Annotated in this window: 27 protein-coding genes, 1 tRNA gene and 1 pseudogene; 10 read left to right on the top strand and 19 right to left on the bottom strand. The window is 58.3% G+C overall.

Features of this window, described 5'->3' with window-relative positions:
- The first annotated feature begins 20 nt into the window (after positions 1-20).
- The 5 genes from AAIL67_RS01375 (at position 21) to AAIL67_RS01355 (ending at position 4,731) form a co-directional block, all read left to right on the top strand.
- Positions 21-329: a hypothetical protein gene (locus tag AAIL67_RS01375; RefSeq protein ID WP_343483200.1), complete on the top strand. Its 309-nt coding sequence runs from the start codon at positions 21-23 to the stop codon at positions 327-329.
- Positions 330-640: 311 nt separating this feature from the next.
- Positions 641-1,255: a recombinase family protein gene (locus tag AAIL67_RS01370; protein ID WP_039048585.1), complete on the top strand. Its 615-nt coding sequence runs from the start codon at positions 641-643 to the stop codon at positions 1,253-1,255.
- 49 nt (positions 1,256-1,304) lie between these two features.
- Positions 1,305-2,321, top strand: coding sequence for an alpha/beta hydrolase (locus AAIL67_RS01365; RefSeq protein ID WP_343483357.1), 1,017 nt, complete (start codon positions 1,305-1,307; stop codon positions 2,319-2,321).
- Positions 2,318-4,549, top strand: coding sequence for a bifunctional (p)ppGpp synthetase/guanosine-3',5'-bis(diphosphate) 3'-pyrophosphohydrolase (locus tag AAIL67_RS01360; protein WP_003079822.1), 2,232 nt, complete (start codon positions 2,318-2,320; stop codon positions 4,547-4,549). The genes AAIL67_RS01365 and AAIL67_RS01360 overlap by 4 nt, the downstream gene beginning before the upstream one ends.
- A 105-nt stretch (positions 4,550-4,654) precedes the next feature.
- Positions 4,655-4,731 (top strand) — tRNA-Val (locus tag AAIL67_RS01355).
- Between the two features lie 419 nt (positions 4,732-5,150).
- Here the strand turns inward: AAIL67_RS01355 and AAIL67_RS01350 are convergent.
- A pseudogene (locus tag AAIL67_RS01350) lies at positions 5,151-5,345 on the bottom strand (IS30 family transposase); the annotation flags it as partial.
- Positions 5,346-6,033: 688 nt separating this feature from the next.
- On the opposite strand from AAIL67_RS01350, the gene trpB reads away from it, so the two are divergent.
- The 5 genes from trpB (at position 6,034) to AAIL67_RS01325 (ending at position 10,611) form a co-directional block, all read left to right on the top strand.
- Positions 6,034-7,212, top strand: a complete 1,179-nt coding sequence (gene trpB, locus AAIL67_RS01345) for a tryptophan synthase subunit beta (RefSeq protein WP_231905745.1) — start codon at positions 6,034-6,036, stop codon at positions 7,210-7,212.
- Complete coding sequence (gene trpA / locus AAIL67_RS01340) at positions 7,209-8,006, top strand: tryptophan synthase subunit alpha (RefSeq protein ID WP_063660962.1); 798 nt, start codon at positions 7,209-7,211, stop codon at positions 8,004-8,006. Before trpB ends, trpA begins: the two co-directional genes overlap by 4 nt.
- Before the next feature lie 67 nt (positions 8,007-8,073).
- Positions 8,074-8,979, top strand: a complete 906-nt coding sequence (locus tag AAIL67_RS01335) for a DMT family transporter (protein ID WP_063660964.1) — start codon at positions 8,074-8,076, stop codon at positions 8,977-8,979.
- 12 nt (positions 8,980-8,991) lie between these two features.
- A complete protein-coding gene (locus AAIL67_RS01330; RefSeq protein WP_082877227.1) occupies positions 8,992-9,885 on the top strand; it encodes a LysR family transcriptional regulator in 894 nt (297 codons plus the stop codon).
- Positions 9,886-10,467: 582 nt separating this feature from the next.
- Positions 10,468-10,611, top strand: coding sequence for a hypothetical protein (locus AAIL67_RS01325; RefSeq protein WP_156507027.1), 144 nt, complete (start codon positions 10,468-10,470; stop codon positions 10,609-10,611).
- A 224-nt stretch (positions 10,612-10,835) separates the two neighbouring features.
- Here AAIL67_RS01325 and ccmI read toward each other — a convergent pair whose 3' ends face one another.
- From ccmI to AAIL67_RS01235, 18 genes are all read right to left on the bottom strand, one after another.
- Positions 10,836-12,107: a c-type cytochrome biogenesis protein CcmI gene (gene ccmI, locus AAIL67_RS01320; protein ID WP_343483199.1), complete on the bottom strand. Its 1,272-nt coding sequence runs from the start codon at positions 12,105-12,107 to the stop codon at positions 10,836-10,838.
- A complete protein-coding gene (locus tag AAIL67_RS01315) occupies positions 12,104-12,577 on the bottom strand; it encodes a cytochrome c-type biogenesis protein (RefSeq protein ID WP_343483198.1) in 474 nt (157 codons plus the stop codon). The genes ccmI and AAIL67_RS01315 overlap by 4 nt, the downstream gene beginning before the upstream one ends.
- Positions 12,574-13,092, bottom strand: coding sequence for a DsbE family thiol:disulfide interchange protein (locus AAIL67_RS01310; RefSeq protein WP_012838103.1), 519 nt, complete (start codon positions 13,090-13,092; stop codon positions 12,574-12,576). Before AAIL67_RS01310 ends, AAIL67_RS01315 begins: the two co-directional genes overlap by 4 nt.
- Positions 13,092-15,098: a heme lyase CcmF/NrfE family subunit gene (locus tag AAIL67_RS01305; protein WP_343483197.1), complete on the bottom strand. Its 2,007-nt coding sequence runs from the start codon at positions 15,096-15,098 to the stop codon at positions 13,092-13,094. Before AAIL67_RS01305 ends, AAIL67_RS01310 begins: the two co-directional genes overlap by 1 nt.
- Positions 15,095-15,607 (bottom strand): cytochrome c maturation protein CcmE, encoded by a 513-nt coding sequence (gene ccmE, locus AAIL67_RS01300; RefSeq protein ID WP_343483196.1) that lies wholly within the window; start codon positions 15,605-15,607, stop codon positions 15,095-15,097. Before ccmE ends, AAIL67_RS01305 begins: the two co-directional genes overlap by 4 nt.
- The gene (gene ccmD, locus AAIL67_RS01295) at positions 15,604-15,747 is read right to left on the bottom strand and encodes a heme exporter protein CcmD (RefSeq protein WP_012838106.1); all 144 of its coding nucleotides are present in this window, start codon (positions 15,745-15,747) and stop codon (positions 15,604-15,606) included. The genes ccmE and ccmD overlap by 4 nt, the downstream gene beginning before the upstream one ends.
- Positions 15,747-16,508, bottom strand: coding sequence for a heme ABC transporter permease CcmC (gene ccmC, locus AAIL67_RS01290; protein ID WP_197577693.1), 762 nt, complete (start codon positions 16,506-16,508; stop codon positions 15,747-15,749). Before ccmC ends, ccmD begins: the two co-directional genes overlap by 1 nt.
- Position 16,509: 1 nt before the next feature.
- Complete coding sequence (ccmB, locus tag AAIL67_RS01285; RefSeq protein WP_034351936.1) at positions 16,510-17,166, bottom strand: heme exporter protein CcmB; 657 nt, start codon at positions 17,164-17,166, stop codon at positions 16,510-16,512.
- On the bottom strand, positions 17,160-17,849 hold the full coding sequence (gene ccmA, locus AAIL67_RS01280; protein ID WP_343483195.1) for a cytochrome c biogenesis heme-transporting ATPase CcmA: 690 nt from the start codon (positions 17,847-17,849) through the stop codon (positions 17,160-17,162). Before ccmA ends, ccmB begins: the two co-directional genes overlap by 7 nt.
- Positions 17,850-17,853: 4 nt before the next feature.
- Positions 17,854-18,501 (bottom strand): cytochrome c3 family protein, encoded by a 648-nt coding sequence (locus AAIL67_RS01275; RefSeq protein WP_003070157.1) that lies wholly within the window; start codon positions 18,499-18,501, stop codon positions 17,854-17,856.
- 24 nt (positions 18,502-18,525) lie between these two features.
- Positions 18,526-19,032 carry a nitrate reductase cytochrome c-type subunit gene (locus AAIL67_RS01270; protein ID WP_034351940.1) on the bottom strand — a complete coding sequence of 169 codons (507 nt, stop codon included), beginning with the start codon at positions 19,030-19,032 and terminating at the stop codon, positions 18,526-18,528.
- Between the two features lie 17 nt (positions 19,033-19,049).
- On the bottom strand, positions 19,050-21,539 hold the full coding sequence (gene napA, locus AAIL67_RS01265; RefSeq protein ID WP_343483194.1) for a periplasmic nitrate reductase subunit alpha: 2,490 nt from the start codon (positions 21,537-21,539) through the stop codon (positions 19,050-19,052).
- The gene (locus AAIL67_RS01260) at positions 21,532-21,834 is read right to left on the bottom strand and encodes a chaperone NapD (protein ID WP_223305786.1); all 303 of its coding nucleotides are present in this window, start codon (positions 21,832-21,834) and stop codon (positions 21,532-21,534) included. The genes napA and AAIL67_RS01260 overlap by 8 nt, the downstream gene beginning before the upstream one ends.
- A complete protein-coding gene (gene napE / locus AAIL67_RS01255) occupies positions 21,827-21,988 on the bottom strand; it encodes a periplasmic nitrate reductase, NapE protein (protein ID WP_224650682.1) in 162 nt (53 codons plus the stop codon). The genes AAIL67_RS01260 and napE overlap by 8 nt, the downstream gene beginning before the upstream one ends.
- A 760-nt stretch (positions 21,989-22,748) precedes the next feature.
- On the bottom strand, positions 22,749-23,213 hold the full coding sequence (locus AAIL67_RS01250) for a nuclear transport factor 2 family protein (RefSeq protein WP_034351948.1): 465 nt from the start codon (positions 23,211-23,213) through the stop codon (positions 22,749-22,751).
- Positions 23,214-23,231: 18 nt separating this feature from the next.
- Positions 23,232-24,026 (bottom strand): SDR family oxidoreductase, encoded by a 795-nt coding sequence (locus AAIL67_RS01245; RefSeq protein WP_034377519.1) that lies wholly within the window; start codon positions 24,024-24,026, stop codon positions 23,232-23,234.
- A 34-nt stretch (positions 24,027-24,060) separates the two neighbouring features.
- Entirely contained in the window at positions 24,061-24,540 is a 480-nt protein-coding gene (locus tag AAIL67_RS01240) for an SRPBCC domain-containing protein (protein ID WP_003079789.1), read from the bottom strand.
- A gap of 13 nt (positions 24,541-24,553) precedes the next feature.
- Positions 24,554-25,009, bottom strand: a complete 456-nt coding sequence (locus AAIL67_RS01235; protein ID WP_343483193.1) for a nuclear transport factor 2 family protein — start codon at positions 25,007-25,009, stop codon at positions 24,554-24,556.
- Between the last annotated feature and the right edge of the window lie 12 nt (positions 25,010-25,021).

Raw genomic sequence — 25,021 nt, 5'->3', positions numbered from 1 at the left:
GGTGAGTCGATGGATAGGCCATGGGAAAAGCGCTGAGATTCGCCCTGGCCATGTGCGTCGCGAGCATGGCCATGCTCGCCAATGCAGCGGGGCCGAGTAGGGTTGCAGGCTGCACCAAGACCGCCAAGGCCTGCACCTGCTACAGCCATTCGGGCAGGCCTGTTGAGGCTGAGAAAGACTTCTGCGAGGCCAAGTTCGCGCCCCTCACAGTCATGACGTTTGAAGGCGGCGACATTTCGGCATTGGTCACGCCGGTTCGGATCAAGCCTCCTGTGCCAGAAAACGAGCCATTCAAAAAGCTGCCGATACAGTGGCTGATTGAGCACTGATGGGGGTATCGGGGGCCGCGCCCCTGATGTCAACCGTCGATCAGGCATTGCCAGTTCTATCGATAGGATTGCGCGCGGCACCTTCTGCAGTTGCATGCACCTGGCTCGCGTGGCGCGCTTCTGGCAAAGATCGGGCCTTCGCTCCGTGTCCTGAGAACAACCGCCGTAGGCGCTCAATCCCCAGCAAGTGATTGTGCTCACTTTTTAGTAGCGCATTTGCGCTATGAAAAGAGAAGCGGTAAAGCTAATTAGGGCTTCAAAAATGCCCTGTCTCAATAGCATTCCAACTATCAAAACAACGGAGGGAAAAAGTGCTGATTGGATATGCTCGCGTCTCGACAAGGGAGCAGGAGACTTACCTGCAGATAGACGCGCTAAACAAGGCTGGTGTTTCAAAGATCTACCAAGAGAAGGCAAGTGCTGTAAGTGCGAGGCCTCAATTGCAACGCTGTCTGTCGTCTTTGAAGGCCGGCGACATCCTTGTGGTTTACAAAATGGACCGTGTTGCCCGGTCGCTCAAGGATCTGCTTGGGATTCTGGAGAGCGTCCAGTCTGCAGGCGCGCATATCCGGTCTTTGACTGAGCCGCTTGATACCTCAGTGCCGGTAGGCATCTTTATGGTGCAGGTGCTGGGTGCTGTTGCTCAGTTGGAGCGCTCCATCATTAGAGAGCGTGCATTGGCGGGGCAAATAGCCGCCTATAACAGAGGGGTAAGGTGGGGTGGGAGTAGGGGGAAGCTCAGTGATATTGAGCAAAACGAGCTCAGGCAATTAAAGCAGTCCGGGGCCACCTTAAAGCAGCTTATGGCGAGGTACGATATCTCCATGTCTACGGTCTGCCGATATCTGAATCCACAGACCTCTCGCAACGTCCGTCCAAAGTTGCCTGTACTTGGAGCTTATGTTGATGACTCTCTCAACGATTGACGATGCGACGACAGCCATTATCGGCCCCGGTCTTGAAAACGCGTTCTCCATGAATCAACCTACGCTGAATTACGTATCGTGTCCCGGAGCCTCTGCAACGGCTCCCACCTGGGCCAGTGCTCAGCGCCGCCAACAGGTCGAGGCTCAGCCCGAGGGAACGCACCGCATGGCGTACTGGGAATGGAACCATACCGGCAATCCAAGACATCCTCATGTCATCGTCTGCGTGCACGGCCTCTCACGCCAGGGGCGGGACTTTGATGTGCTGGCAACCGAGCTCAGCCGCTTTGCCCGCGTGATCTGCCCCGATGTGGTGGGGCGCGGCGAAAGCGACTGGCTGGCCGACCCCATGGGTTATCAGCTGCCGTTGTATGCGGCCGATATGTTGGCGCTGCTGGCCCAGTTGCATGCTCAGGCACCGATTGAAACCCTGGACTGGGTCGGTACCAGCATGGGTGGCTTGATCGGGATGGGTGTCGTGGGGCAGCCCGGTCTGCCGCTGCCGGTGCCTGTTCGGCGGCTGGTGCTCAACGACGTAGGGCCGGCGATTGAATGGGAGTCGCTGGAACGAATCGGCTCCTATGTCGGAAAAGGCTTGCAGTTTCCTAACTTTGAGAGCGCTGCTGCTGCCATGCGCTTGATTTCCGAGGGATTCGGCCCACATAGCGATGAGCAATGGAGCCGGCTCTCGCAAGCCATGATCAAGCCAGATGCCCAAGGGGGTGTGGTGCTGCATTACGACCCCCGTATTGCAATGCCCATGGCACAGATGACGCGCGAGACTGCTCAGGCCGGTGAGGCCTTGCTCTGGCAGCTTTACGACCAGATCAAGGCACGGGTCTTGCTTATCAGAGGGGCCGAGTCCGATCTGCTTGCGAGCCGTACCGCCAAGGTCATGACCGAGCGTGGTCCCAGAGCGCATTGCACGGAACTGGAGGGCGTGGGACATGCCCCAACGCTGGTAGTGCCGGGGCAAGTGGCTTTGATACAAAAGTTTTTACAAGGGGATAAGGGGCTGCCTGCGAGCATCAGTCTTGCGCAGCAGGCCCAAGAGGAAGCTGCATGAAGACCAGCGATACCGTAACCACAGTCTCTGACGCCGCACCCAAGCTCACGGAGCCAACGCCGCATCTGATTACCGCCACATCCGAGGTTTTGCCCGACCAAGTCAATGCGCTGGCGCGCGCCCGTGCCTTTGCAGAGCCGCTGATTGCCGGCGAAGTCATGGAGACCGGTGAAAACACCCTGACCCACGCCGACGCAGTGGCCGCCATCCTCAAGAAGATTGGTGGCTCGGAAACCATGCAGGCGGCCATTTATCTGGTGCATGCCAGCGTGCACCTGAACAAGCCGCAGGAAGTGATTGCCAAGGCGTTTGGCGATAATTTTGCGACCCTGGCGGTCGAAACCATCAAACTCATCCGGGTGCAGCAGCAGGCGCGAGAGGCCGAGTTGAGCAGCCAGCATGTCGATGGCGTGGCCACGCAGACCGAGAACGTGCGCAAGATGCTGCTGGGCTTCTCGCGTGATCTGCGGGTGGTGCTGCTGCGCCTGGCGTCGCGTCTGCAGACGCTGCGCTACTACGCGGCCGAGAAGAGCCCGGTTTCACCCAGCATCGCGCGCGAAGCGCTCTATGTCTTTGCGCCGCTGGCCAACCGTCTGGGCATCTGGCAGATCAAATGGGAGCTGGAAGATCTGGCTTTCCGTTTTCTGGAGCCCGATACTTATCGCCAGATCGCGCGTCTGCTCGACGAAAAGCGGGTCGAGCGCGAAGCCTATATGGAGCAGATGCGCGCGCGGCTCGAGGCCGACTTGCGTGCCCACAGCATCAGCGCCTCCGTTCAAGGGCGTCCCAAGCATATCTACAGCATCGTCAAGAAGATGCGCGGCAAGTCGCTGAGCTTTGACCAGCTGTTCGATATTCGTGCCATGCGCGTCATCGTGCCTACGGTCAAGGACTGCTATGCAGCCCTTTCCTGGGTGCATGAGCAATTCACGCCGCTGGAAAAGGAGTTTGACGACTACATCGCCAAACCCAAGCCCAACGGCTATCAGTCGCTGCACACGGTGGTGCGCGATGAAACCGGCCGCACCATAGAGATCCAGATTCGTACCCAGGCCATGCACGACCATGCCGAGCATGGCGTGGCTGCGCACTGGGCCTACAAGGAAGCCGGCACCAAGGGTTATGCGGGTGTGTCGGCGTCCAGCGAATATGACGCCAAGATCGCCGTGCTGCGCCAGTTGCTGGCCTGGGGCAGCGACCTGACGGGCTCGGCCCAGCGTGGTCTGTTTGAAGATCGCATCTATGTGCTGACTCCCGATGCGGCCGTGATCGAGCTGCCGCAAGGGGCCACGCCGGTGGACTTCGCCTACTCGGTGCACACCAGCCTGGGCCATCGTTGTCGTGGCGCGCGTGTGGACGGAGCCATGGTGCCGCTGAACACCGCTCTGGAAAGCGGCCAGACGGTAGAGATCAACACGGCCAAGGAAGACCGGCCCTCTCGCGACTGGCTCAATGCCGAGCTGGGTTATCTGGTCAGCAACCGCGCCAAGGCCAAGGTGCGCGCCTGGTTCAATGCCCAGGCGACGCACGAAACCGTGTCGCGCGGGCGCGAGGCCGTTGAAAAGCTGCTACAGCGCGAAGGCAAGACGGCGATCAAGCTTGAAGAGCTGGCTGCACAGCTGGGCTTCAAGTCTGCCGATGCACTGTTTGAAGTCGTGGGCAAGGACGAGTATTCACTGCGCAATATCGAAGTCGTGCTGCGTCCCAGTGAAGAAACGCCAGAGGAAGATGCATTCACGCCGGTGCGCAAGGCGCGCGGCCATGACTCTTCGCGCGGCGGGGTGCTGGTGGTGGGCGTCGATTCGCTCATGACCCAGCTCGCCAAATGCTGCAAGCCGGCTCCTCCGGACGAGATCGGCGGCTTTGTGACTCGTGGCAAGGGCGTGAGCGTTCACCGCTGCGATTGCTCGAATTTCCGCGAGATGATGGCCAAGAGCCCGGAGCGTGTCATCGAGGTCGACTGGGGCACCCCCAAGCATGTGGACAAGGGTGGACCGGTTTACCCTGTGGACGTTGCGGTGGAGGCGGCCGACCGTCAAGGCTTGCTGCGCGATATCTCGGACGTGTTTGCACGCGAGAAGACCAATGTCATCGGAGTGCAGACCCAGTCCGTCAAGGGGACGGCATGGATGACGTTCACGGTGGAAGTGGCAGATTCGGGTCGCCTCAACAAGGTACTTGGCATCGTCGCCAGTGTCTCCGGCGTTCGCTCGGCCAGAAGGCGCTGATGTAAGTCCCGATTGCGCCTGACAGTGCTCGATGACAAGAAAATGTTAGCTCTCAAAAAATGAGTGAAAAACCCGTGCTACAATTGCTTCATCGAACAGAACAACAGGCGCGTAGCTCAGCTGGTTAGAGCACCACCTTGACATGGTGGGGGTCGTTGGTTCGAGTCCAATCGCGCCTACCAAACGTGCAGACGAAACCAGAGTTTGCAGCAAAAATGCCCGCTGAAAAGCGGGCATTTTTGTTTTGTCGGTATGAAGCCGTTAGCGGAAAACGGCATTCAAACAGACATTTTTAATGCGCAAAGTTGTACTTTCGCGCAACTCTCTCGTGCTGGGTTTCTCGTTTGTAGCCCTCGACTGGCAGTAGCCGAAGTGGCCGCTTCAGGCTGGTTTCCGCCGCTGAGATTTGGCAAGCTTGTGACCGCTGCCGCTGTTACCAGACGTTGACCTGCTATCTGGCCAGACGTCCGCTGTGCGCCTCAAACCGGAAGCTGGCTGGATCGCAGTGCGCCAGACAACTGAACGGCAGCTCTCGTAAGCTGCGAATGGGTGCTGCCGACGGCGGATTCAACCGGTCGATGCAACACATGCACTGAACATCTCAGCAGGGGCGGAAGCCAAGCGTCTTGCGCGGCCTCTCATTCAACTGTCGTGCAATCGCGTCGAGCTGATGCTGGGGCTGCCCTGACAGATTCATGCCCTTTGGCATGTACTGCCTGAGCAGGTCGCTCGTGTTTTCGTTACTTCCACGCTGCCATGGGCTTTGCGGATCGCAGAAGTAGACCTGGATGTCAGACTGTCGTGAATGGCTTGTGCCCGCTATTTCCAAAAGCTCGATTCCAGGTAAGAAACGATAGAGCTACTGCGCAAAGGTCTGTCTATGCACTGGCCGGTGCCGCAGCTACGGTGTAGGAGTCTTGGCTCGCTCGATAGCAAGTCCTGCCGCCTTTATGACGGCTTGTGGTGGATGCTGCTCTGGCTACGCAGCAGATAGATTCCCCCGGCAGCTAGGTCTCTGCGATATCTCCTCGCACTTGGCCAGAGAAAGAGAAAAGCGCGCACCCTGCCTTGCAGGTGTTGCATTGTGAGGTGCAAGACATCACGCGATTTGAATGGAGCCCTGCCGCGCGCTTGGTTTCTGGGAAGTGCACCGCTATGTTTAACCCCGTTTGTAGATGCGCAGTCTGTTCCTCGTTTCAAGCACCTTGATCATGCTGACGGACATGCCCGTCAAAAGTTAGCTATCGGCGCATGCGTTGATGGGAAGTCTCTGTGATGCAGCAAAGTCTGTGCTATGCAAAAACAGCCTCGCCTAAGACCCAACTAGCCTTAATCCATCCCTCCAGCCACCTACGATGGCCAGCCGAGGGAGAGCGTTCCAAGCATGCATACCGAATCGCATTCAGCCACTAGGCTTTTTCATGGCTGCAAGTGGTATGCCTCCAATTAACGATGAAGGTATAGAAATGTTTGCCAATGTGGAGATGGCTAGGCGGTTTGGGTCCAACGCCTTTTATGGAGGTAGCTATGTGTCGGAAAGCTTGGTCAGCGTGCTTGACGAAGTCGAAAAAGCATTTGAGGCTGCTCGCAACGACCCGGAATTTGTTAAGACACTGTGGCTCGTCCTGCAAAATTTCGCGGGCCGAGAAACACCGTTGGGCTACGCAAGCCGCTTGTCGACTCAAATCGGAAGACACATCTATCTCAAGCGCGAGGATCTGCTCCACGGCGGCGCACACAAGACTAACAGCACCATTGGTCAGTTGCTTCTGGCTAAACGCATGGGCAAGACCCGGATCATTGCTGAAACAGGTGCAGGCCAGCATGGAGTTGCCACGGCTATGACAGGGGCCGCCTTGAACTTGCCTGTAGAAATTTACATGGGAGCAGTTGACATTGAACGACAGCAACAAAACGTTAGGCGCATGGAGTTGTTCGGAGCAAAAGTGCATCCCGTTGAAACCGGTGGCGCAACTCTAAAAGATGCGATCAACGAAGCAATGCGGGACTGGATCACAAATGTAGGAAGCACCTACCACTGCTTCGGGACGGCTGCAGGTCCTTATCCCTACCCTTCAATGATCAAGTATTTCCAATCCGTCATCGGCTTGGAGTCTCGCCGACAAATACTCGAACAGACTGGTCAATTACCAGCAGCGGTATATGCGTGCATTGGCGGGGGAAGCAACGCTGTGGGTTTGTATGCAGGGTTTGAAAACGATGCAGATGTTGCATTGTATGGCGCGGAGCCAGCCGGATTGGCAGACGGATCGCTGAAGCATGCTGCCACTCTGACCAAGGGTTCGGTGGGTGTGTTTCACGGTATGCGTTCCCTTTTCCTGCAAAACAGCGACGGCCAAATAGCCAACACGCACTCCATCGCAGCTGGCTTGGACTACCCTGGTGTTGGCCCAGAACTTGTCGCGTTGCAGGAACGCGGCCGAGCCACCTTTATCGCCATCAGCGATAAGGAGGCTATTGAGGCTTTTGAGAGGCTATCCCAACTTGAAGGGATCATTCCCGCTTTCGAGTCAGCACACGCATTGGCACTGGCTATTCAAGGCAGCCAGGATCATCCGCCTGGCTGCAATCTTGTCGTGTGCCTCTCAGGTCGTGGAGACAAGGACTTGGATCAATACTGGAAAATCAAGGGGCTTGCATGACCAATCGCTTCAATCAGCTGTTCGCAAATCCCAAGCGGAAGGCTTTCATTCCGTTCTTTACTCTAGGTGATCCCAATCCAGAATCAAGCTACGAGCTGATTTGTACAGCGGTGGATGCGGGTGCCGATGCCCTCGAATTGGGATTCCCGTTTTCGGACCCAATCACTGATGGTCCGGTCAATCAACGCTCCATGCAACGAGCACTGAAAGCGGGAACAAACTACGAAACCTGCTTAACGCTGCTTCGCCGAATCAGGATAAAGTATCCCGCACTTCCAATCGGCCTGCTTCTCTACTACAACCTCTTGCATATGCGCGGCAGCGAGGCATATGCTGAGTTTTCAGAAATTGGGATAGACGCCATTGTCTGCTCTGATCTGCCATTCGACGAAAGCGAATGGCATATTCAAAAGCTCGCTGATAACGGGCTGGGCTGCATTCAGATGATCGCACCCAATACGCCCAGTGAACGTGCCGCGAGCTTGTTGAAACACTCATCCGCATTTACCTATGTGATCAGTCGATTCGGCACCACTGGCACCAATGAGCATTTTGAGGCACAAGCTCTTACACGTATCGAGAGTCTGAGTCAGGTATCCACTCAGCCTATCGTTGTCGGGTTCGGGATCAGTAAAGTGCCACAAATTCAAGATTTCTGGAAGCATGGCGCAAACGGCGTCATTGTCGGGAGCCTCTTTAGCCTGCAGATCGAAAATAGCCTTCACGACATTCCCTCTGTGCACGCGTTCATCGACGGCTTCATCTCCGAAGTGCAGGCGAGCAAGGTATGCTAAGGCAAGCATCACTGAGCAATTTCGGTGCGAGAGATGCAGCCATCGTACTTTCAACGAGGGTAGCAAAGTGAGTGGCATTGACTGGGTACGGCTACTGCTCCTGAGTGCAGTATGGGGAGCTTCGTTCATCTTCATGCGAGTACTCGCACCAGTGCTTGGGCCCATAGTCACCGCAGACTTGCGTGTAGCCGTTGGCGGTTGCGCACTGCTGCTGTACTTCCTACTCATCCGCTTTCGCCCGCAGTGGCGTAAGCACTGGCGCCAATATGCAGTGATTGGCACATTCAATGTCGGTGTGCCATTCTTGCTGTTTTCCTATGCGGCGCAGCACATCCCAGCCTCCTATTCCGCCATCATTAATGCAACCACGCCTTTGTTTGGATCGGTATTTGCCGCAGTCTGGTTAAAGGAAGCATTTACCCGCATCAAAGCAATAGGCCTGCTGTTGGGCATCGCCGGGGTTGCGACCCTCACTGGCGCCAGTCTTCCGACCAGTACGTCTGCTGTATTCATCCCCTCCGTGTTCGCATGCCTGCTCGCTGCTGCCTCTTACGCAGGGGCTGGCATCTACATCAAACGTTGCGCGTCCCATGTCAATCCGATCGGCTCGGCAGGCTGCGCACAGATATTTGCCGCCATGGCATTATTGCCGTTCTGGTTAGCGGCGCCTCCTACCGGCCCGATAGACAGCACGATCGTGTTCAACGTCATGGGAGTGGGTTTGTTGAGCAGTGCTCTTGGCTTTCTACTTTACTTTCGCCTGGTACGGGACATCGGCCCGGCCAGAGCGATGATGGTCGCGTTTCTTACACCGCTCTTCGGCATCGTATGGGGCATACTATTTTTGGGTGAGGTCTTGGCCCCGCCAGCTATCGTTGGCGGTGCAATGATTGTTCTGTCCACGCTGTTGATCTTGAGAAGTGGAACACTCCGAAGCCGTCCGCTTGCACCGCTCGATAAAGAATTAATTTAGCAATGAAATCCTATGGAACTTCGCCATTTACGCTGCTTTTTAGCGGTTGCGGAAGAGCTTCACTTTTCACGGGCTGCTGAGAAATTACACATTGATCAATCCCCTTTGTCTCGCACTATTAAAGAGTTGGAAAGAGAATTGGATGTGGAACTCTTCGCAAGAAGCACACGAAATACTCAATTGACTCCTGCGGGGAAAATATTTCTGGAGCATGTTCCAAGAATATTCGCAGCCGTAGAGAAAAGTCAGGATGCCATCAGGTCATGGAAGAGCGGATATCGAGGACAGCTACGTATAGCTCAAGCCGATTTCGGAACCTCTCACCGCTTTCCAATTTTACTGGCCAGGTGTCATGAAAAGTTCCCGGGAGTCGACATTCAATTGTTTGAGGTGTCCGAATCGAACCTTATTTCCGGTCTACATAGCGATATATACGATGCGGGCTTCTGTCATACGGCTATTTCTGATAAATCGTTAGTTGCCGAGCATGTCTTAAGTGAGCCACTAGTTGCGGCACTACCGCTATCCCACCCTCTCCTAAATTATGACCGGATACCGCTGGAAAAGCTCAAAAGCTATCCATTGGTTATAGGAGATCAAGGTTGGTGCACTGGATTTTCAGATCAAGTGGCACGCGTACTTGCACACTCACATCCAAAGCCATTTATTGCAGGAAGAGTTGCCACATCAGAGTTTATGTTGGCGCAAGTTTCAGCAGGAAAATGCGTTGGAGTAGTGGCTGAATCGCATATACATGGAAATAAAAAATATGCTGTCATTTCTCGACCTCTGGATATAAAAAACTCAATTCTAGACACGTACATTATTAGAAAAAACTCTATCCCAAGCCAGGAGCTTGCTTATTTTATAGAAAATGCGAGAATTATTGCCTCCACCGCTAAATGAAATGTCAAATACCTACTTGACTTTGAGGAGGAGAAATTGATATTTCCATCGCCTTCAGAAGTTGTTCCGATCATGCATTTGTCCATCAAAGATAACCGCTGACTCTTTGATAGATAAAGCAAGTAAATCGATAGACATATTTATTTCATGGTCTGAAATGCCTGCAAATTTTCCTTTGAATTAATCTATTAATTTTAATTTTCCTGGTACTGTTGAATTAGGCAATTTCCCGTCATGACTTCGGTGTAGTAAATGCGCGGTCTTTGCTTCATGCCAACACCCCTTGAGCCCGAGGCAGTCATTGTGTTGCATTGACCAGTTGAATCCACATTGCTAAGTGGACTTTGCAAGAAGGAGCAACATCTCCCAGTGTGATTCACATAGGCGCTTGTGGGCAAATGCGAGAGAGGTGAGCTGTGCTTGGACACCATTGACAAAGCGCGCAGTGGCGAATGCTGGGCCTCAAATTTCTACCTTTGCGTCAACGCTGGTATTGCGCTTGCAGAATGCAGTGAAAGACGCCGCGAGAACTGAAAGATCCTCCGGAGGATGAGAGCAGGGCATGTCGCGCTGGAGGATCCCATGAAAACACTGCTTCGCCTTCTGAGCCTTGCTCCCAGCGAACGTAACTGGGAGATCGGGCAACTTGTCAAAGAGTTCCAAGAGTGTAAAGAGATCATCGTGGCTCAAGCCATCCACATCGGGGCCTACTGGTTGTCCAAATAGTAGATTCTGGGTTGCTGCCTCACTTTTCTGCCGGTGTTCAGATCACGCATTCCGATCACCGTCCAGAGCGGAGTACGGTTCAGGATTGAGCAGCCCCTCGCAGCATAGCTGCTCTTGACTCCATGTTCCGATTCGTTGTCACAGCACATGATGGCGCAATGCCTGCACCGGAGGTGCCAATAACGCACATTGTCTGCCGGCTGGCTGCAGTCCAGACATACTTGCTAGAAAGCCAGATTCAATTCCAGCAGCAAGTTCGAGGAGCCGGGAGTCACCGAGAGCGACTGGCTGTAGATATCTCCTGATCGTGGCATGGCTTGGCCGTCCAGCGACAGCCGCGCTTGCAAACGTAGCTCTGGGAATGACGACAGCGAAACTGCAGGATCGAGCAGGTTCTCCGATCCTAGCGTGAAATGTACTGGCAGGGAGGTCGCAGGCAGGCGCAGCACAGCCACAGGCCGGGGGTGACCGTCGGCGCGAGCCACGACAAAGACCTGAGCCTTGGCTAACTGGGCTGGTTCAGATGGATTGGCCTTGGAGGCTGCCCATCGCAATTCTCCGCTCAGGCGGCTCTTGGATGCGGCCGCAGTTTTGGCAGTGATGCTCGAGCTGTCTTCAGACGCCAAAGCCTCCAGCTTGAGCAGGTCGTCCTGCACGCGCAGCGCCATGTCCGATCCGGGCTCCAGCTGCGCCAGCAGGGCCCGCCAATGCTTGCCCGCCTCATCCAGCTGGCCATGACGCACGGCGGCACTGCCCGCAAGGGCCAGCGCCTTGGGTTGGCTCGGCTGCAACTGCAGTGCCTGGGCGATGGCCTTGCCGGCTTCGCCATCCAGATCACCGCCCTGCGCCGATGCCAGAGCGTCGGCCAGATCGGCCCATAACCTCGCCTGGACTTCCTCATCCATCGCGCTACGCCGCGCCTCCTGCAAAGCCCGCCGGTATGCCTGGGCCGCAGCGTCAAATCGCTCCAGAGTTTCATAGGAGCGGGCCAGCATCACCCAGCCGGGCAGGTTCTGCGGTTGTTCCTCAAGACGCCTGGCCAGCCCATCCACCATGGCCTGCACCTGTGTATCGCCAGCGCCGTCCCCGTGCGCGTTGGGCTGTTCCTGTGCCAGCTGCGCCGCAGCCTTTGGGTCACCCACCTGCAGGTACAAAGCGAACGCGGCGACAGGGAGCAGCACCGCCAGCAACAGCGCGCTGCCACGGCGCAGCCATGGACTTTGGCGCCAGGCGACTGATGCTCGGGGTCTGTCCAGTTCTCTGAGCAGACGCCGCTGCAGCTCTTCGACCGCTTGAGCGTGGTCGGTCTCGCTCAGGCGCCCGCCTGAGCGCTCCAGCTTCAGCTCGGCCAACTGGGCCTGGTAGAGGCGGCGCAGCGCTTCCTCAGGATCGCTGGCGGGCGATGGGGCCTCGGCCAGCAGAGGCGGCAGCAGTACCGCCAGGCTCAGAAGCATCAGGGCGATGGCACCCAGCCACAACCAGTGCATGGCGCTCATTGGCGTTCCTCCTTCGAGGTCGTGTCCAGCCATTGACGTGCACGGTCCCGTTGCTGCAGAGTGAGTGGCTCGTCCGGCATGCTCCTTTGGCGCAGTGTGCGCCGCAGCAGGACAAAGCCGCCCAGCGCGGCAAGGAACGGGCTGCTCCACAGCAGCCAGGTCGATGGCTTCCAGGGCGGGTTGTAGCGCACAAAGGAGCCATAGCGCTGTTCGAAGAAGTTGATCACCTGCTCATTGCTATGGCCCTGCTCGAGCTGGTTGCGGATCTCGCGGCGCATGTCCTCGGCCATGGGGGCACGCGACTCGGCCACAGTCTGGTTCTGGCAGACGACACAGCGAAGCTGAGCAGCCAGCGCCATTTCACGATCCAGCAGTTCCTGGTCCCGAGCGGTCTGCCCGGCCTGGGCCAGCATTGCCATGCAGGCCAGCAAGGCCGCTGTGCAGGCCGCGCCGATACTTCGCGGTTTCATTGCAGACTCCTGATGACCGGCAGCAGCCGGTCGCGCCATATCTCTGCGGTTACCGGGCCCACATGGCGATAGCGCACGCGGCCCTGGCCGTCAATGACAAAGGTTTCCGGCACTCCCTGGATGCCGAAGTCCATGCCCACGCGGCCATCGCCGTCGATGGCTGAAGCTCGGTAGGGGTTGCCCGCCACCCGCAGCAGCGCACGAGCCTTGTCCGGCTGATCCTTGTAGTTCAGGCCGTAGACGGCGACCGCGTCGCGCTTCGAGAGTTCGGCCAATACGGGCAGCTCCTGTCGGCAGGGGGCGCACCATGAGGCCCAGACATTGAGCAACCAGGCCCGGCCTCGCAGGTCCTGCAGATGAAGGACCTGCTGCTGGTCTTCGAGCAGAGGGCGGTCTATGGCCGGTGCGGGCTGTTCCAGCAGCGCCGAAGGCAGGGCCCGTGGGTCACGCTGCAGGCCAAGCCCGAGCATGATGGCCAGGCCTAAAAATATTGCCAGGGGCAGGACAAAGCGCATCAGACAGCTCCTTGCAGGGCCGGAGCGCCGGACTGGCGATGCGCTCGCTGCTTGGCTGTACGAAAGCGTCGGTCCATAAGGCTCAGGCCCGCGCCCAGCGCCATCATCAGTGTGCCTATCCAGACCCAATCCATGAAAGGCTTGACCTGTAGGCGCACGGTCCAGCGCAGGCCTTGATCGTCCAGTGGATCGCCCAGGGCCACGAAAACGTCGCGTGTCCAGCCGCTGTCAATGGCGGCCTGGCTCAGCGCCATGCCCTGGGCGCGGTAAACCCGCTTCTCGGGAAACATGCTCCAGCTGTCCAGCCCCGCTCGACTGACGGTGAATTGGGCACGCTGCGCGTCATAGTTGGGGCCGGCTGCCGGACCAAGGCTGTCGAAGCGGAAGCGGTAGCCACCCGCCTCGGCAGTCTCACCCTGCGCCAGCGTGGTTTCGTGCCGGCTCTCCAGCCCGTCGGCCAGGCTTACCGCCAGCACGAACATGCCCGCACCGGCATGGGCCATCAGCATGCCCCACCAGCCCCAGGGCTGGCGCGACAGGCGTTGACCCAGATGGCCGATTTCCAGGCCTTGCCCCAGGCGCTGCCAGATATGGGCCAGTGTGCTGAGCAGGCACCACAGGCCCAGGGCCAGGCCCAGCAAGGTGGCCGGGGACAGGCGCACACCCAGCCAGCCGCCTGCCAGTGCCAGCACCGCCGCGCAGGCAAGGCTCAGCACGAGGGCCACGCGAAGGTGCCGCCACAGCTCGCCAACCAGGCTGCTCTTCCAGCGCGCCACCGTGCCCACGCCCATCAGGGCCAGGGCCGGCAGCACCAAAGGCAAAAAGACGGCCTGGAAGTACGGCGGCCCCACGGAGATCTTCTCGCCGCTCAGCACATCGAGCGCCAGTGGGTACAGCGTGCCTATGAGCACCGCGAGCGCTGCAGCGGTGAAGAGCACGTTGTTGATCAGCAAAAAGGTTTCGCGCGAGAGCATGGAAAATTCTCCGGAGCCGCGGCCCAGCTCCGGTGCGCGCCAGGCGAACAGCCACAGCGATGTTCCCACCACAACCACGATGAAGCACAGGATGAAGAGCCCCCGCCCTGGGTCCACGGCAAAGGCATGAACCGAGGTAAGCACGCCTGAGCGCACGAGAAAGGTACCCAGCAGGCTCAGTGAAAATGCGCAGATGGCGAGTAGGGCCGACCAGCTGCGGAAGGCACCGCGCTGGTCGGTCACGATCAGCGAATGCAGCAGGGCCGTACCCACCAGCCAGGGCATGAAAGAGGCGTTTTCCACCGGGTCCCAGAACCACCAGCCGCCCCAGCCCAGTACGTAATAGGCCCAGGCACTGCCCAGCAGAATGCCCAGCGTGAGAAAGCCCCAGGCTGCCAGTGTCCAGGAGCGCGACCAGCGCGCCCAGGCTGCACCCAGCTCGCCCGAGATCAATGCCGCAAGCGCGAATGCAAAAGGCACGGCAAAGCCCACATAGCCCATGTACAGCAGCGGCGGATGCAGCACCATGCCGGGATCCTGCAGCAAGGGGTTGAGGTCCTTGCCTTGCGCAGCCGCCGGGATCAGGCGCGCAAACGGGTTGGAGAGAAACAGCAGGAACAGCAGCAGACCCACACTGATCCAGCCCAGCACCGCGAGCACGCGCGCCACGAAGGCCGGCGGCAGGTCCCGGCTGCGCCAGGCCACCGCCAGGGTCCAGCCCGAGAGCATGAGCTGCCACAGCAGCATGGAGCCTTCATGACCGCCCCAGAACGCTGCCAGCTTGTAGGCCATGGGCAGGTCGCTATGCGAATTGGCCGCCACATACAGCACTGAGAAGTCTCCGCGCCAGAAGCACCAGAACAGGCTGGCCGAAGACAGCACGCACAAGGCGCATAGCAAAAAGGCTGCGGGCCGGGCCAGCCTTACCCAGCCCGCCAGTCCCCAGTGGGCACCGGCCAGCGGCAGCACCGCCAGCAGCACTGCCGTAACCAGGGCCAGTACCAGGGCGAACACGCCAAGTTCAGCGATCATGTGCGGCCTCCGCTGGAGACGGCACCGGCGCTGTCCTGGCCGGCTTCCCTGACGGTGGCGTCGTCGGCAGACTTCTCCGACGGCTTGCCGGCGGCGTTTTTCAATGCATGGGCCGCTTCGGGCGGCATATAGTTCTCGTCGTGCTTGGCCAGCACCTCGGAGGCCTGGAAGGCACCGTCCGCCTGCATACGGCCCGATACCACCACACCTTTGCCCTCGCGGAACAGGTCGGGCAGCAATCCTCGATACTGCACAGGCACACTGCGCACTTCATCAGTCACGGCAAAGCGCAGCAGCATTCCGTCGCCGCTGCGCTGCAGTGAGCCAGGCTCCACAAGGCCTCCCAGGCGAAAGGCCGCACCATGCGGAACCTCACCCGCATGAACCTGGCTGGGGCTGTAGAAGAACATCACATTGGAGTTGAGCGCTCGCAGCACCAGCGTGACGGCTGAGGCCACCAGCGCAAGTCCTGCCAACACCCACAGCAGGCGACGCTGGCGCGGCTTCATGGGTTCTCCCTGGCTTCGAGTCCGGACGCGGCTTCAGCCTTCAGGCGACGGCTGCGCACAAAGATGCTGACCAGCTCGATACCCAGCGCCATCGCGCTCACACCGTAGGCCAGAGCAATGAAAAAAGCATGATCCTGCATTACAGACTCTCCTCGCGGGCTCGCTCCAGAATCAGGCAACGTGCCCGTACCAGGGCGACGGCCAGCGTATAGGCCCAGCAGGCCAGCGCCATCAGCAGCATGCCGGCCAGCATGGTGTGTGTCATGCTGGGAGCTGTATCCATGCGGATACTCGCACCCTGATGCAGGGTGCTCCACCACTGAACCGAGAAATAGATGATGGGAACATTGACCACGCCAGCAAGCAGCACGATGGCGCCAGCGCCATCGGCCCGACGCGAATCCTCTATGGCCGAGACCATGGCCATATAGCCCAGATACAGGAACAGCAGGATCAGCTCCGACGTCAGGCGGGCATCCCATACCCACCAGGCTCCCCAGGTAGGCTTGCCCCAGGCAGCCCCGGTCCACAAGGCGATGGCTGTGAACAAGGCTCCCGTGGGGGCCAGGGCCCTTGCCAGCAGGGGGGAGAGACGGGTGCCGTAAATCAACCCCAGGGCAGCATGGAGCGCTGCCACCAGATAGATGAACATGGACATCCAGGCGGCCGGCACATGCAAAAAGATGATGCGGTAGACCTCGCCCTGTTGGTGATCCGTAGGTGCCAGTCCAAATCCGACCCATAGACCCGCAGCAGCCAGCACGGCAGCCAGCACGGCCATCCAGGGCCAGACTCGACCCGCCCAGTGGTAAAAAATCGGGGGCGAGGTCAGTTGGCGCCATTTGCGGCCGCTGGACCCTGCCGCAGGCGTCGGTGATGCATTGGAAGTAAGGGAATTCATATCACTCCAGCGCGAGGCGCAAGGCCGCTGCTATAGCCCAGGGGCCGGCCAGTAACGCCAGGCACAGGCAGGCCCCCAGCAGATTGAGAGCAGGCGCTGCACTCAGCCCTTGCTGCGCCTGGGCCACGGCATGGCTGCCAAAGATCAGGATGGGCACGCTCAGCGGCAGCACCACCAGAGCCAGCAGCAACTGCCCCCGCACACCCAGTGTCAGTGCTGCGCCCAGAGCCGCCAGCAGGCACAGGCTGGGCGTTCCCAGGGCCAGCGATGCCAGCAGAATGCTGACCACCGTCCCATCCAGGCCGTACTGCCAACCCAGCAAGGGAGCCACCAGCAACAATGGCAACACACCCAGCAACCAGTGCGTGGCCACCTTGAGGCCCACCAGCAGCGAAAGGGGCGCAGGCGCCAGCAACCATTGCTCCAGCGACCCGTCGGCCATGTCGCTCTCGAACAGCCGGTGCTGCCCCAGCAGCACGGCCAGCAAGGCCGCGACCCACACAATGCCCGGCGCAATCTGCCTCAGCAGGGGGGCGTCCGGCCCCAAAGCCAAGGGGAAAAGACTGCCCACCAGCACGAAAAAGAACAGCCCGCCCAAGGCATCGGAAGGCCTTCGAGCGGCCAATTTCAACTCTCTTGCGCACACAGCTCTCAGCAAACAGCCACCTGCTCATTCATTGCCGTCGTGACCACGGAGCGGGATAAGTCCAGTATCGACACCCGGGGCGTCGGCAGCACCAGGTTGCGGTGCGAAGCCACCACGGCCATTCCTCCTGAGGCCAGATGCTGCTCCAGTGCCTCGACCAGATATTGTTCGCCCTGGACATCCAGACAGTTGTCGGGTTCGTCCAGCAACCAAAGCGGACGCTCGCCCAGTAAAACACGGGCCAGCCCCAGTCGCCGACGCTGACCCTGGGACAGTCGGCCAAAAGGCCGTGCGACGACTCCCGTCAACGACAAGGCCTGCAAAACGGCTTGCACGCGTGCTTCATTCGAGTTCACAGCCATCAGATCCAGCGCAAAGCGCAGATTCTCCATCCCTGTCAAGGCGTCGCTCATTCCTGCCTGATGTCCCATATAGGCCAGTTGCCGCTGGTAGGCTGGATCCTGAGGGGACAGCGTACCGCCGCACCACTGGAGGCTTCCAGTACGCCATGGCAGAAGGCCGGCCAGACAACGTAGCAGGCTGCTCTTGCCAGCGCCGTTATGACCTCTGAGCATCAGGAGTTGACCGTCACCGAGTTCCAAGCCCAGATCGCGCAGCACCACTCGGCCGCCGCGTACACAACCCAGGCCGGATATGCAAAGAAATCTGGAAGCAGCCGTGCCCAAGCCATTCATCCCGCTACTGCACCGACGCAACCGAAGCCTCAGCTGGCCCAGGTACTTTCTGACCTGGCGTGTCGCTGGGGCCCTGTCCGGGAGGAATGTGAGGCAGCTTGTGGGCAATGCCCTTGTGGCAGTCGATACAGGTTTTTTCCTTGCTGGCCAAATAGGTGCTGTGCATGTTCTGTGCACGCAAACTCTGCCGCGTCATATCCATGGAGTCGTAGTTATGGCAGTTGCGGCACTCCAGAGAATCATTGGCCTTGAAGCGAGCCCACTCGTGCTGCGCCAACTCCAGCCGCTTGGCTTCGAATTTTTCAGGCGTGTCGATTGTTCCGAAGATCTTGCCCCACACTTCCTTGGAGGCCTGCATCTTGCGAGCGATCTTGTCAGTCCAGTCGTGCGGCACATGACAGTTGGAGCACACGGCACGTACGCCCGAGCGGTTGGTGTAGTGGATCGTGCTCTTGAGTTCTGCAAACACGTTGTCCCGCATCTCGTGACAACCCGTGCAGAATTTCTCAGTATTGGTCAGCTCCATGGCGGTATTGAACGCGCCCCAGAAGAGGATGCCGCCGATGAAACCGCCGATGGTCAGAAAGCCCAGGCTGAAATGTACGCTGGGGCGGCGGATCACCGCCCAGTAGCGCTTGAGAAGTGTCAACATAGATGAGCCTCGTGCGCCGCAGCGTCAGTTTTTCTTGGATGTCTTGCCCGACTGGGACTGCAGGGCCTTCAGGATCACGGTATCCACATCTTCGAAGGTGTTGCTGACCAGAGGGCGGACGGCATCCTGAGCCACATGGCATTGCTGGCAGAAGTAGCGTCGCGTGGACACCTGCCCCAACATGCGCCCGTCGCGGTCCATATAGTGCGTGACCGATACCGGCACTGCCTGCGAGATCTCGGCCTTGGTTCGCGAATGGCAGTCCATGCATTTGTTGAAGTTCTTGTCCACCTGGTAGCCGTCCACGCGATGAGGGATCGTGGGCGGTTGCCAGGTGTAGTTGCGCGTGCGGCGCACGTCATCATTGACGGCATTGCCAAGCACTGGCGGCTTGGTTGCCTGCATGATGGGCGTGGGGCCACGCGCCGAGTCATAGAAGGTCTCCGCGATGGCGGCTGGCGTCCAGGCCATACCTATATTGAGCATGAGCAGCATGCCCACAAGCCGGACGAGTTTGCGGAAGAAGTTCATGGTCAACCTCTCTTTCGTCAAACCTTGGTGATCTTCACAGCGCACTTCTTGAAGTCCGTCTGCAACGAAATCGGGTCGGTAGCATCCAGCGTCACCTTGTTGATCAGCTGGCTGGCGTCGAACCAGGGGACATAGACCAATCCGCGCGGAGGCTTGTTGCGGCCGCGCGTCTCGACGCGCGTGCGCATGGAGCCGCGCCGCGAGGACAGCTCAACTTCGCTGCCGCGGCGCACGCCCAGTGCCTTGGCATCGTCAGGGTGCATGTAGCACAGTGCGTTAGGCACGGCACGATGCAGTTCGGGTACGCGCCGGGTCATGGATCCCGAGTGCCAGTGTTCAAGCACTCGGCCCGTGGAAAGCCAGAACGGGTAATCCTTGTCCGGAGCCTCCGCCGGTGGTTCGTACGGCAAGGCAAAGATGTTGGCCTTGCCGTCGATATTTCCGTAGAACTGGTAGCCCGTACCAGCTTTCACATAGGGGTCCGAGCCTTCGCGGTAACGCCAGAGCGTTTCCTTGCCGTTGACCACGGGCCAGCGCATGCCGCGCACCTTGTGGTACTGGTCAAACGGTGCCAGATCGTGGCCATGGCCACGGCCGAACGAGGCGTACTCCTCGAACAGACCTTTTTGCGGATAGAAGCCAAAGGCCTTGGCTTCCTCGTTTTCATAGGCAGGGTCCATGTCGGCCAAGGGGAACTTGTCCACGTTGCCGTTGCGGTACAGCACCTCGAACAGGGTCTTGCCGCGCAGCTGGGGCTTCTTGGCCAGCAGTTCCTCGGGCCAGACTTCCTCGACCTTGAAACGCTTGGAAAACTCCATCAATTGCCACAGGTCGGAGCGCGCCTCACCAGGAGCCTTGACCAGCTGGTGCCAAAAGTGGGTGCGGCGCTCTGCATTGCCGTAGGCGCCTTCCTTTTCAACCCACATGGCCGACGGCAAGATCAGATCGGCGGCTACGGCTGTGACTGTGGGATAGACATCGGAGACCACCACGAAATTGTCAGGATTGCGGTAACCCGGGTAGCCTTCCTGCGCCAGGTTGGCGCCGGCCTGTATGTTGTTGTTGACCATCACCCAGTAGGCGTTGAGCCTGCCGTCCTTGAGTGCACGGTTTTGCTCTACGGCATGGTAGCCGGGCTTGGGTGGAATCGTGCCTTCGGGCAGCTTCCAGATGGCTTCAGCAGTCTTGCGATGCTCTGGGTTCGTCACCACCATGTCCGCAGGCAGGCGGTGCGAGAAAGTGCCCACCTCACGCGCCGTTCCGCAGGCAGAAGGCTGACCCGTCAGTGAGAACGGGCTGTTGCCGGGTGTGGCGATCTTGCCAAGCAGCAAGTGGATGTTGTAGACCATGTTGTTGGCCCAGACACCGCGGGTGTGCTGGTTGAAACCCATGGTCCAGAACGACACCACCTTGCTATTGGGGTCTGCATAGAGCTCGGCAAGAGCCTTGAGACGGTTGGCCGGTACACCCGTGAGCTTGGTTGTGTACTCGAGCGTATAGGTGGATACGAACTTGGCGTATTCCTCGTAGTCTATGGACTTGGCACCGTTGGGATCCTTGGCATTCTTGGCCGCCTTCTGCAAGGGGTGCTCGGGACGCAGCCCGTAGCCGATATCGGTGTTGCCGAGCTTGAAATTGCAGTGCTTGGAGACAAAGTCCTTGTTGACTCTGCCCGTGGTGATGATGTGGTTGGCGATGTAGTTGAGTATGGCCAGATCGGTTTGAGGCTTGAAGGTCAGAGACATGTCCGCCAACTCATACGAGCGGTGCTCGAAAGTGGACAGCACAGCAACCTTCACGCCCGGTGTGGACAGGCGCCTGTCAGTCACGCGCGTCCACAGCACCGGATGCATTTCAGCCATGTTCGAGCCCCAGAGCACAAAGGCAGTCGCGGCTTCGATGTCGTCATAGCAACCCATGGGCTCGTCCATGCCAAAGGTGCGCATGAAGCCGGCAACTGCCGAGGCCATGCAGTGCCGTGCATTGGGATCAATGTTGTTGGTGCGAAAGCCCGCCTTGAACAGCTTGGAGGCGGCATAGCCCTCCCATACCGTCCACTGGCCGGAGCCGAACATGCCCACCGCGTCGGCCCCCTTGGCCTTGAGCGTCTTTTTGAACTGCTCTGCCATGACGTCGAAGGCCGTATCCCAGGAAACCTGCTGGAACTCGCCATCCTTGGCATAGCGACCATTCTTCATGCGCAGCAACGGCTTTGTCAGACGATCACCGCCATACATGATCTTGGACAGGAAGTAACCCTTGACGCAGTTCAGTCCCCGGTTGACCTCGGCCTCAGGGTCACCCTGAGTGGCCACTACGCGGTTGTCCTTGACGGCCACCATGACGCCGCAACCTGTACCGCAAAAGCGGCATGGCGCCTTGGACCACTTCAGGTCGGCAGCCATTGCTCCTGCATCCTGGGACAGAACTTCGATGGGGATGCCTGCAACGGCCCCTGCGGCTGCGGCCGCAGATTGACGGACAAAATCACGCCTAGTGCTAGTCATGTGTTACCTCTTGGTTTAGCGACTGCCAGTTCTCAACATGCTGATAAACCAGGGATGCGTTGATTACGCCATCAAGCAGCTCAATCTGAGACACGCAATCAAGTATTTCTCTTGCATGGGGCGCTTCCAAGGTCACGACCAACTTGCCGGCCGGATGACTTCCATGTATTTGGGCGCCTTTGATCGTGACGATGCCAGCAGCTACTTGTGCCAATGCCTGGGGAAGCACATGCACAACCAGACTGGTGATATGCAAGTCGGTATGAGTTTCAATGGGCTCAGATTCTTCATGCATGTGGAGGGCCACCGATGATCATCTGATAAAACCAGATCGCAAAGCCGTAAGACGCAATCAGTACAACGGCCAATATAGGCGCCATAACAACTGCGAGAAATGCGAAGCTGCGCAACTCCTCGGTATGAGTCGATTCAGGCTGAGGTTCTGTCATTAGCAATCCCCCTTGGCTTGGATGCCTGAGCATCCATGATTTGGCGATAGAGATCCGATAACGAACTTTGCCACGAGATTACCTACAAAATTGACTTGCAACAAGGTTCTTCTCGATTCGTTGCTTTGCATCAATTCCTTCATCAAGATTTCATTGAATCAATTGACATTCAAGTAAATGTCTCAGGAGTTGACTAAATAGCCGGCGGAATCAAGCGCGGCTTGGATCAGGCATCTGCAAACTGAATTCGCACCTTAATCATCGCACTGATCCGTTGAAGTTGGGACGTGAAATCTGGCCTGAAACCGATAGCCACCGCCTGCTGCTTGCTTGAAAACCTTGAAACCGTCACTGGATCACCTGACCGCCATAGAGAGGTAATCGAGGTATCGTGCGGCCGTAATCAATGATGGCAATCAGCGGGAGAAAACCAAGCCTGCACAAGAGAGTGCTGCAGATCGTGGATTTAGTGGCTCAATAAAGCGCAGGACCTCGCGGCATTCAAGACGCGCTCCTCTCGGCCAGACAGGAAGCGATAACGAGGCTCATGCGAACTCAACCTGGATTTGTGCAAGCTCAAGGCATCACCGTGCCGAGCACGATGAGCGTCGAACCAAAAAAAGCGCTCCACAAAGCGCTTTATAGGAGCAAAAGGATCTAGGAGCAGAGCTTCGCTCCTGCTCGTCCGTCAGCCTGCATTGGACTGCCCCTAGGCATGTCTACCTTCTAAGGGAAAGTCCAATTACAGTCTTAATGTCGCTTATAAGTTGCTCGTAATAGGTCGCGATGTGATGCGACAACCGCTGCTCAGAGGCTCAATCATTTCCAGCAGCCGCTTGTAGCCCGTGCGCTGCACCCGCCACTGACCGGCGACCCTGGTATAGAGGTCCTCGTACAGCGCACTGCCGGTAAGTATGGTCTGCTCATCCAGATTGATGAACAGATCATTGAGGTACCAGATGCCGGTGGCCGTGTCACCGTCGACCTTGATTTCCGGTGTATGCCCGTTGTGCATGCCAAAGCGCCGATGGGTGAAGGCATTGCGGTAGAAGTTCATGGCCTCATCGATGCCATTGATCTCATACTGGTAAGTCGGGCTGTCGAAGCGAATATGGACATCATCGGCCAGCACGGTTTTCAGAAGCTCCAGATTGCAGGTATCGATGCCGCGAAAGTAGCGTGCCTTGAGCTGTTTGATTTCTTCAATATCCAGAAGAGTTTGCATGCTGTTCTCCGCTGGAATTTAGTGAGGCAGGTAATGGCCGCCACTGACGTCCAGTTGGGCGCCGGTCACAACGCGCGCATAGTCGCTGGCCAGATACAGCGCGGCAGAGGCGCAATCGGCATCGTCGGGAATCTCGTTGCGCAAGGGAATCTGCTGGGCAATCACATCGACCAGAGATTCCATGGGTACGCCCTGGCGCTTGGCTTCCGCCTGGAAATAACCTTTGACCGGTGCGCCCCACATCCAGCCGTTGTAGGTGCTGTTGACGCGGATGCCGAAGGGCCCCAGGTCTTCTGCCAGATATTGCACAGCGGTCTTGAGCGCGCCTTTGGATACTGCGTAACCGGCTTCGAGCTGATTGGGGCGGCGCGTTGCCATGGTGTTGATCATCACAATGCTGCCGTCTTTTTGCTTTTTCATCTGCGGCACCACGGCCTGGGTCATGTTCATGGAGCCGTAGAGATTGACTTCCATGACCTTGCGCCAGTCATCCATGGAGGAGTTGCTCGAAGAGCCCCAGGTCCCGTGGGCATAGGCCGAGTTGATCAGCGCATCGATGCGGCCGAACCTGGCAACGGTCAGCTCTGCAAGCCGCTGGCATTGCTCGGGCTGCGAGATATCGGTGGACACTTTGAGCGTCTCGCAGGAGTGGCCGGCATCGCGAATCGCTTGCTCTGCCTCATCGAGCATGGACTGTGTGCGGGCTGCCAGCACCACGGCCTTGGCCTGATATTCCGCCGCGCGCAGGGCGAGCTTGATGCCCATGCCGGGGCCGATGCCAGAGATGATGATGACTTTGTCTTTCAGAAGCATATGGGTCTCCTTGGATATATAGCCTGGGGTTTTCTCAGAATGCAGCCCGGGTGCGGGCAAAGTGCAGCTCTTCTGCGCGGTGCTTGACATCCTCGGCGACCTGGTCAAAGGCGATCTTTACCCAGGCGCCATGCTCGCGCATGATGGTGTCGGCATTCAGTCCCAGGAACTGGTCGGTGGTGAAGTAGGTGCAGCGGTTGGCGTCAATCGCCTCTATGTATTGATCCCGACGCGCAGCGTCCTTGTTCTCGGGCACGGGGCGCTGTTCCCAGGACAGCAGTTGCTCGGGCTCAAACGCAACCAGGTATTCATTGACAGGCCAGACTTCACCCGTCAGCGGATGGCGTGTTTTCATCTCGACCAAGTCATTGAGCTTGAGCCCACAGCGGATGTCGGGGCAGAAGCGATTCCAGAGGCGGTAGTTCTCCAGATCGGCCAGCACTTCCCAGACCACGCTGGCGGGGGCATTGATTTCTACCTTGATGGAGGTGACGAGGTTGGCAGCTTTGGTCATTGGAGTACTCGCTTCAGTTGATGGGCTTGGAGGTGATCTGCAACTGCTCGCTCAGTGGCTCCACGGTTTCAAGCAAGGTCTTGTAGCCCGTCTCGGTAATCCACCAGCGGCCATCGCGCTTGACATAACGGTCTTCATAGATAGCACCGCCATGCATATGCGTTTTCTCTTCGAGGTTGATGAAGACGTAGTTCAGATACCAGAGCGCGGTAGCTTCGTCTCCCTTGACATCGATCTCCGGCGTGTGGCCGTTGTGCATGGCCAGGCGGGTCTTGGTAAAGGAGGTTTTGTAGAAGTCCAGCGCCTTGTCTATGCCTTCCAGATGGAATTCGTAAGCCGGGCTTTTGAAGGCCAGCTTGATGTCTGGCGTCAGCATGCCCTGCAGCAATTCCAGATTGCAGGTGTCGATGGCGCGAAAGTAGCGCGCCTTGAGCTGCTTGATCAACTCAATGGCTTCCAGGTCCAACATGTGTTTTGTCTC

It is taken from the genome of Comamonas sp. A7-5 (genome assembly GCF_039581385.1).
Taxonomy (GTDB): Bacteria; Pseudomonadota; Gammaproteobacteria; order Burkholderiales; family Burkholderiaceae_C; genus Comamonas; species Comamonas thiooxydans.
This window is presented reverse-complemented; position numbering and strand designations above follow the sequence as displayed.

Excerpts from the sequence above, each read along its gene's own strand:
- AAIL67_RS01375 (WP_343483200.1), top strand. The coding sequence starts at position 21 with ATGGGAAAAGCGCTGAGATTCGCCCTGGCCATGTGCGTCGCGAGCATG.
- AAIL67_RS01365 (WP_343483357.1), top strand. The coding sequence starts at position 1,305 with ATGAATCAACCTACGCTGAATTACGTATCGTGTCCCGGAGCCTCTGCA.
- AAIL67_RS01360 (WP_003079822.1), top strand. The coding sequence starts at position 2,318 with ATGAAGACCAGCGATACCGTAACCACAGTCTCTGACGCCGCACCCAAG.
- trpB (WP_231905745.1), top strand. The coding sequence starts at position 6,034 with ATGGCTAGGCGGTTTGGGTCCAACGCCTTTTATGGAGGTAGCTATGTG.
- trpA (WP_063660962.1), top strand. The coding sequence starts at position 7,209 with ATGACCAATCGCTTCAATCAGCTGTTCGCAAATCCCAAGCGGAAGGCT.
- AAIL67_RS01330 (WP_082877227.1), top strand. The coding sequence starts at position 8,992 with ATGGAACTTCGCCATTTACGCTGCTTTTTAGCGGTTGCGGAAGAGCTT.
- AAIL67_RS01325 (WP_156507027.1), top strand. The coding sequence starts at position 10,468 with ATGAAAACACTGCTTCGCCTTCTGAGCCTTGCTCCCAGCGAACGTAAC.
- ccmI (WP_343483199.1), bottom strand. The coding sequence starts at position 12,107 with ATGAGCGCCATGCACTGGTTGTGGCTGGGTGCCATCGCCCTGATGCTT.
- AAIL67_RS01315 (WP_343483198.1), bottom strand. The coding sequence starts at position 12,577 with ATGAAACCGCGAAGTATCGGCGCGGCCTGCACAGCGGCCTTGCTGGCC.
- AAIL67_RS01310 (WP_012838103.1), bottom strand. The coding sequence starts at position 13,092 with ATGCGCTTTGTCCTGCCCCTGGCAATATTTTTAGGCCTGGCCATCATG.
- AAIL67_RS01305 (WP_343483197.1), bottom strand. The coding sequence starts at position 15,098 with ATGATCGCTGAACTTGGCGTGTTCGCCCTGGTACTGGCCCTGGTTACG.
- ccmE (WP_343483196.1), bottom strand. The coding sequence starts at position 15,607 with ATGAAGCCGCGCCAGCGTCGCCTGCTGTGGGTGTTGGCAGGACTTGCG.
- ccmD (WP_012838106.1), bottom strand. The coding sequence starts at position 15,747 with ATGCAGGATCATGCTTTTTTCATTGCTCTGGCCTACGGTGTGAGCGCG.
- ccmC (WP_197577693.1), bottom strand. The coding sequence starts at position 16,508 with ATGAATTCCCTTACTTCCAATGCATCACCGACGCCTGCGGCAGGGTCC.
- ccmA (WP_343483195.1), bottom strand. The coding sequence starts at position 17,849 with ATGAATGGCTTGGGCACGGCTGCTTCCAGATTTCTTTGCATATCCGGC.
- AAIL67_RS01275 (WP_003070157.1), bottom strand. The coding sequence starts at position 18,501 with ATGTTGACACTTCTCAAGCGCTACTGGGCGGTGATCCGCCGCCCCAGC.
- AAIL67_RS01270 (WP_034351940.1), bottom strand. The coding sequence starts at position 19,032 with ATGAACTTCTTCCGCAAACTCGTCCGGCTTGTGGGCATGCTGCTCATG.
- napA (WP_343483194.1), bottom strand. The coding sequence starts at position 21,539 with ATGACTAGCACTAGGCGTGATTTTGTCCGTCAATCTGCGGCCGCAGCC.
- AAIL67_RS01260 (WP_223305786.1), bottom strand. The coding sequence starts at position 21,834 with ATGCATGAAGAATCTGAGCCCATTGAAACTCATACCGACTTGCATATC.
- napE (WP_224650682.1), bottom strand. The coding sequence starts at position 21,988 with ATGACAGAACCTCAGCCTGAATCGACTCATACCGAGGAGTTGCGCAGC.
- AAIL67_RS01250 (WP_034351948.1), bottom strand. The coding sequence starts at position 23,213 with ATGCAAACTCTTCTGGATATTGAAGAAATCAAACAGCTCAAGGCACGC.
- AAIL67_RS01245 (WP_034377519.1), bottom strand. The coding sequence starts at position 24,026 with ATGCTTCTGAAAGACAAAGTCATCATCATCTCTGGCATCGGCCCCGGC.
- AAIL67_RS01240 (WP_003079789.1), bottom strand. The coding sequence starts at position 24,540 with ATGACCAAAGCTGCCAACCTCGTCACCTCCATCAAGGTAGAAATCAAT.
- AAIL67_RS01235 (WP_343483193.1), bottom strand. The coding sequence starts at position 25,009 with ATGTTGGACCTGGAAGCCATTGAGTTGATCAAGCAGCTCAAGGCGCGC.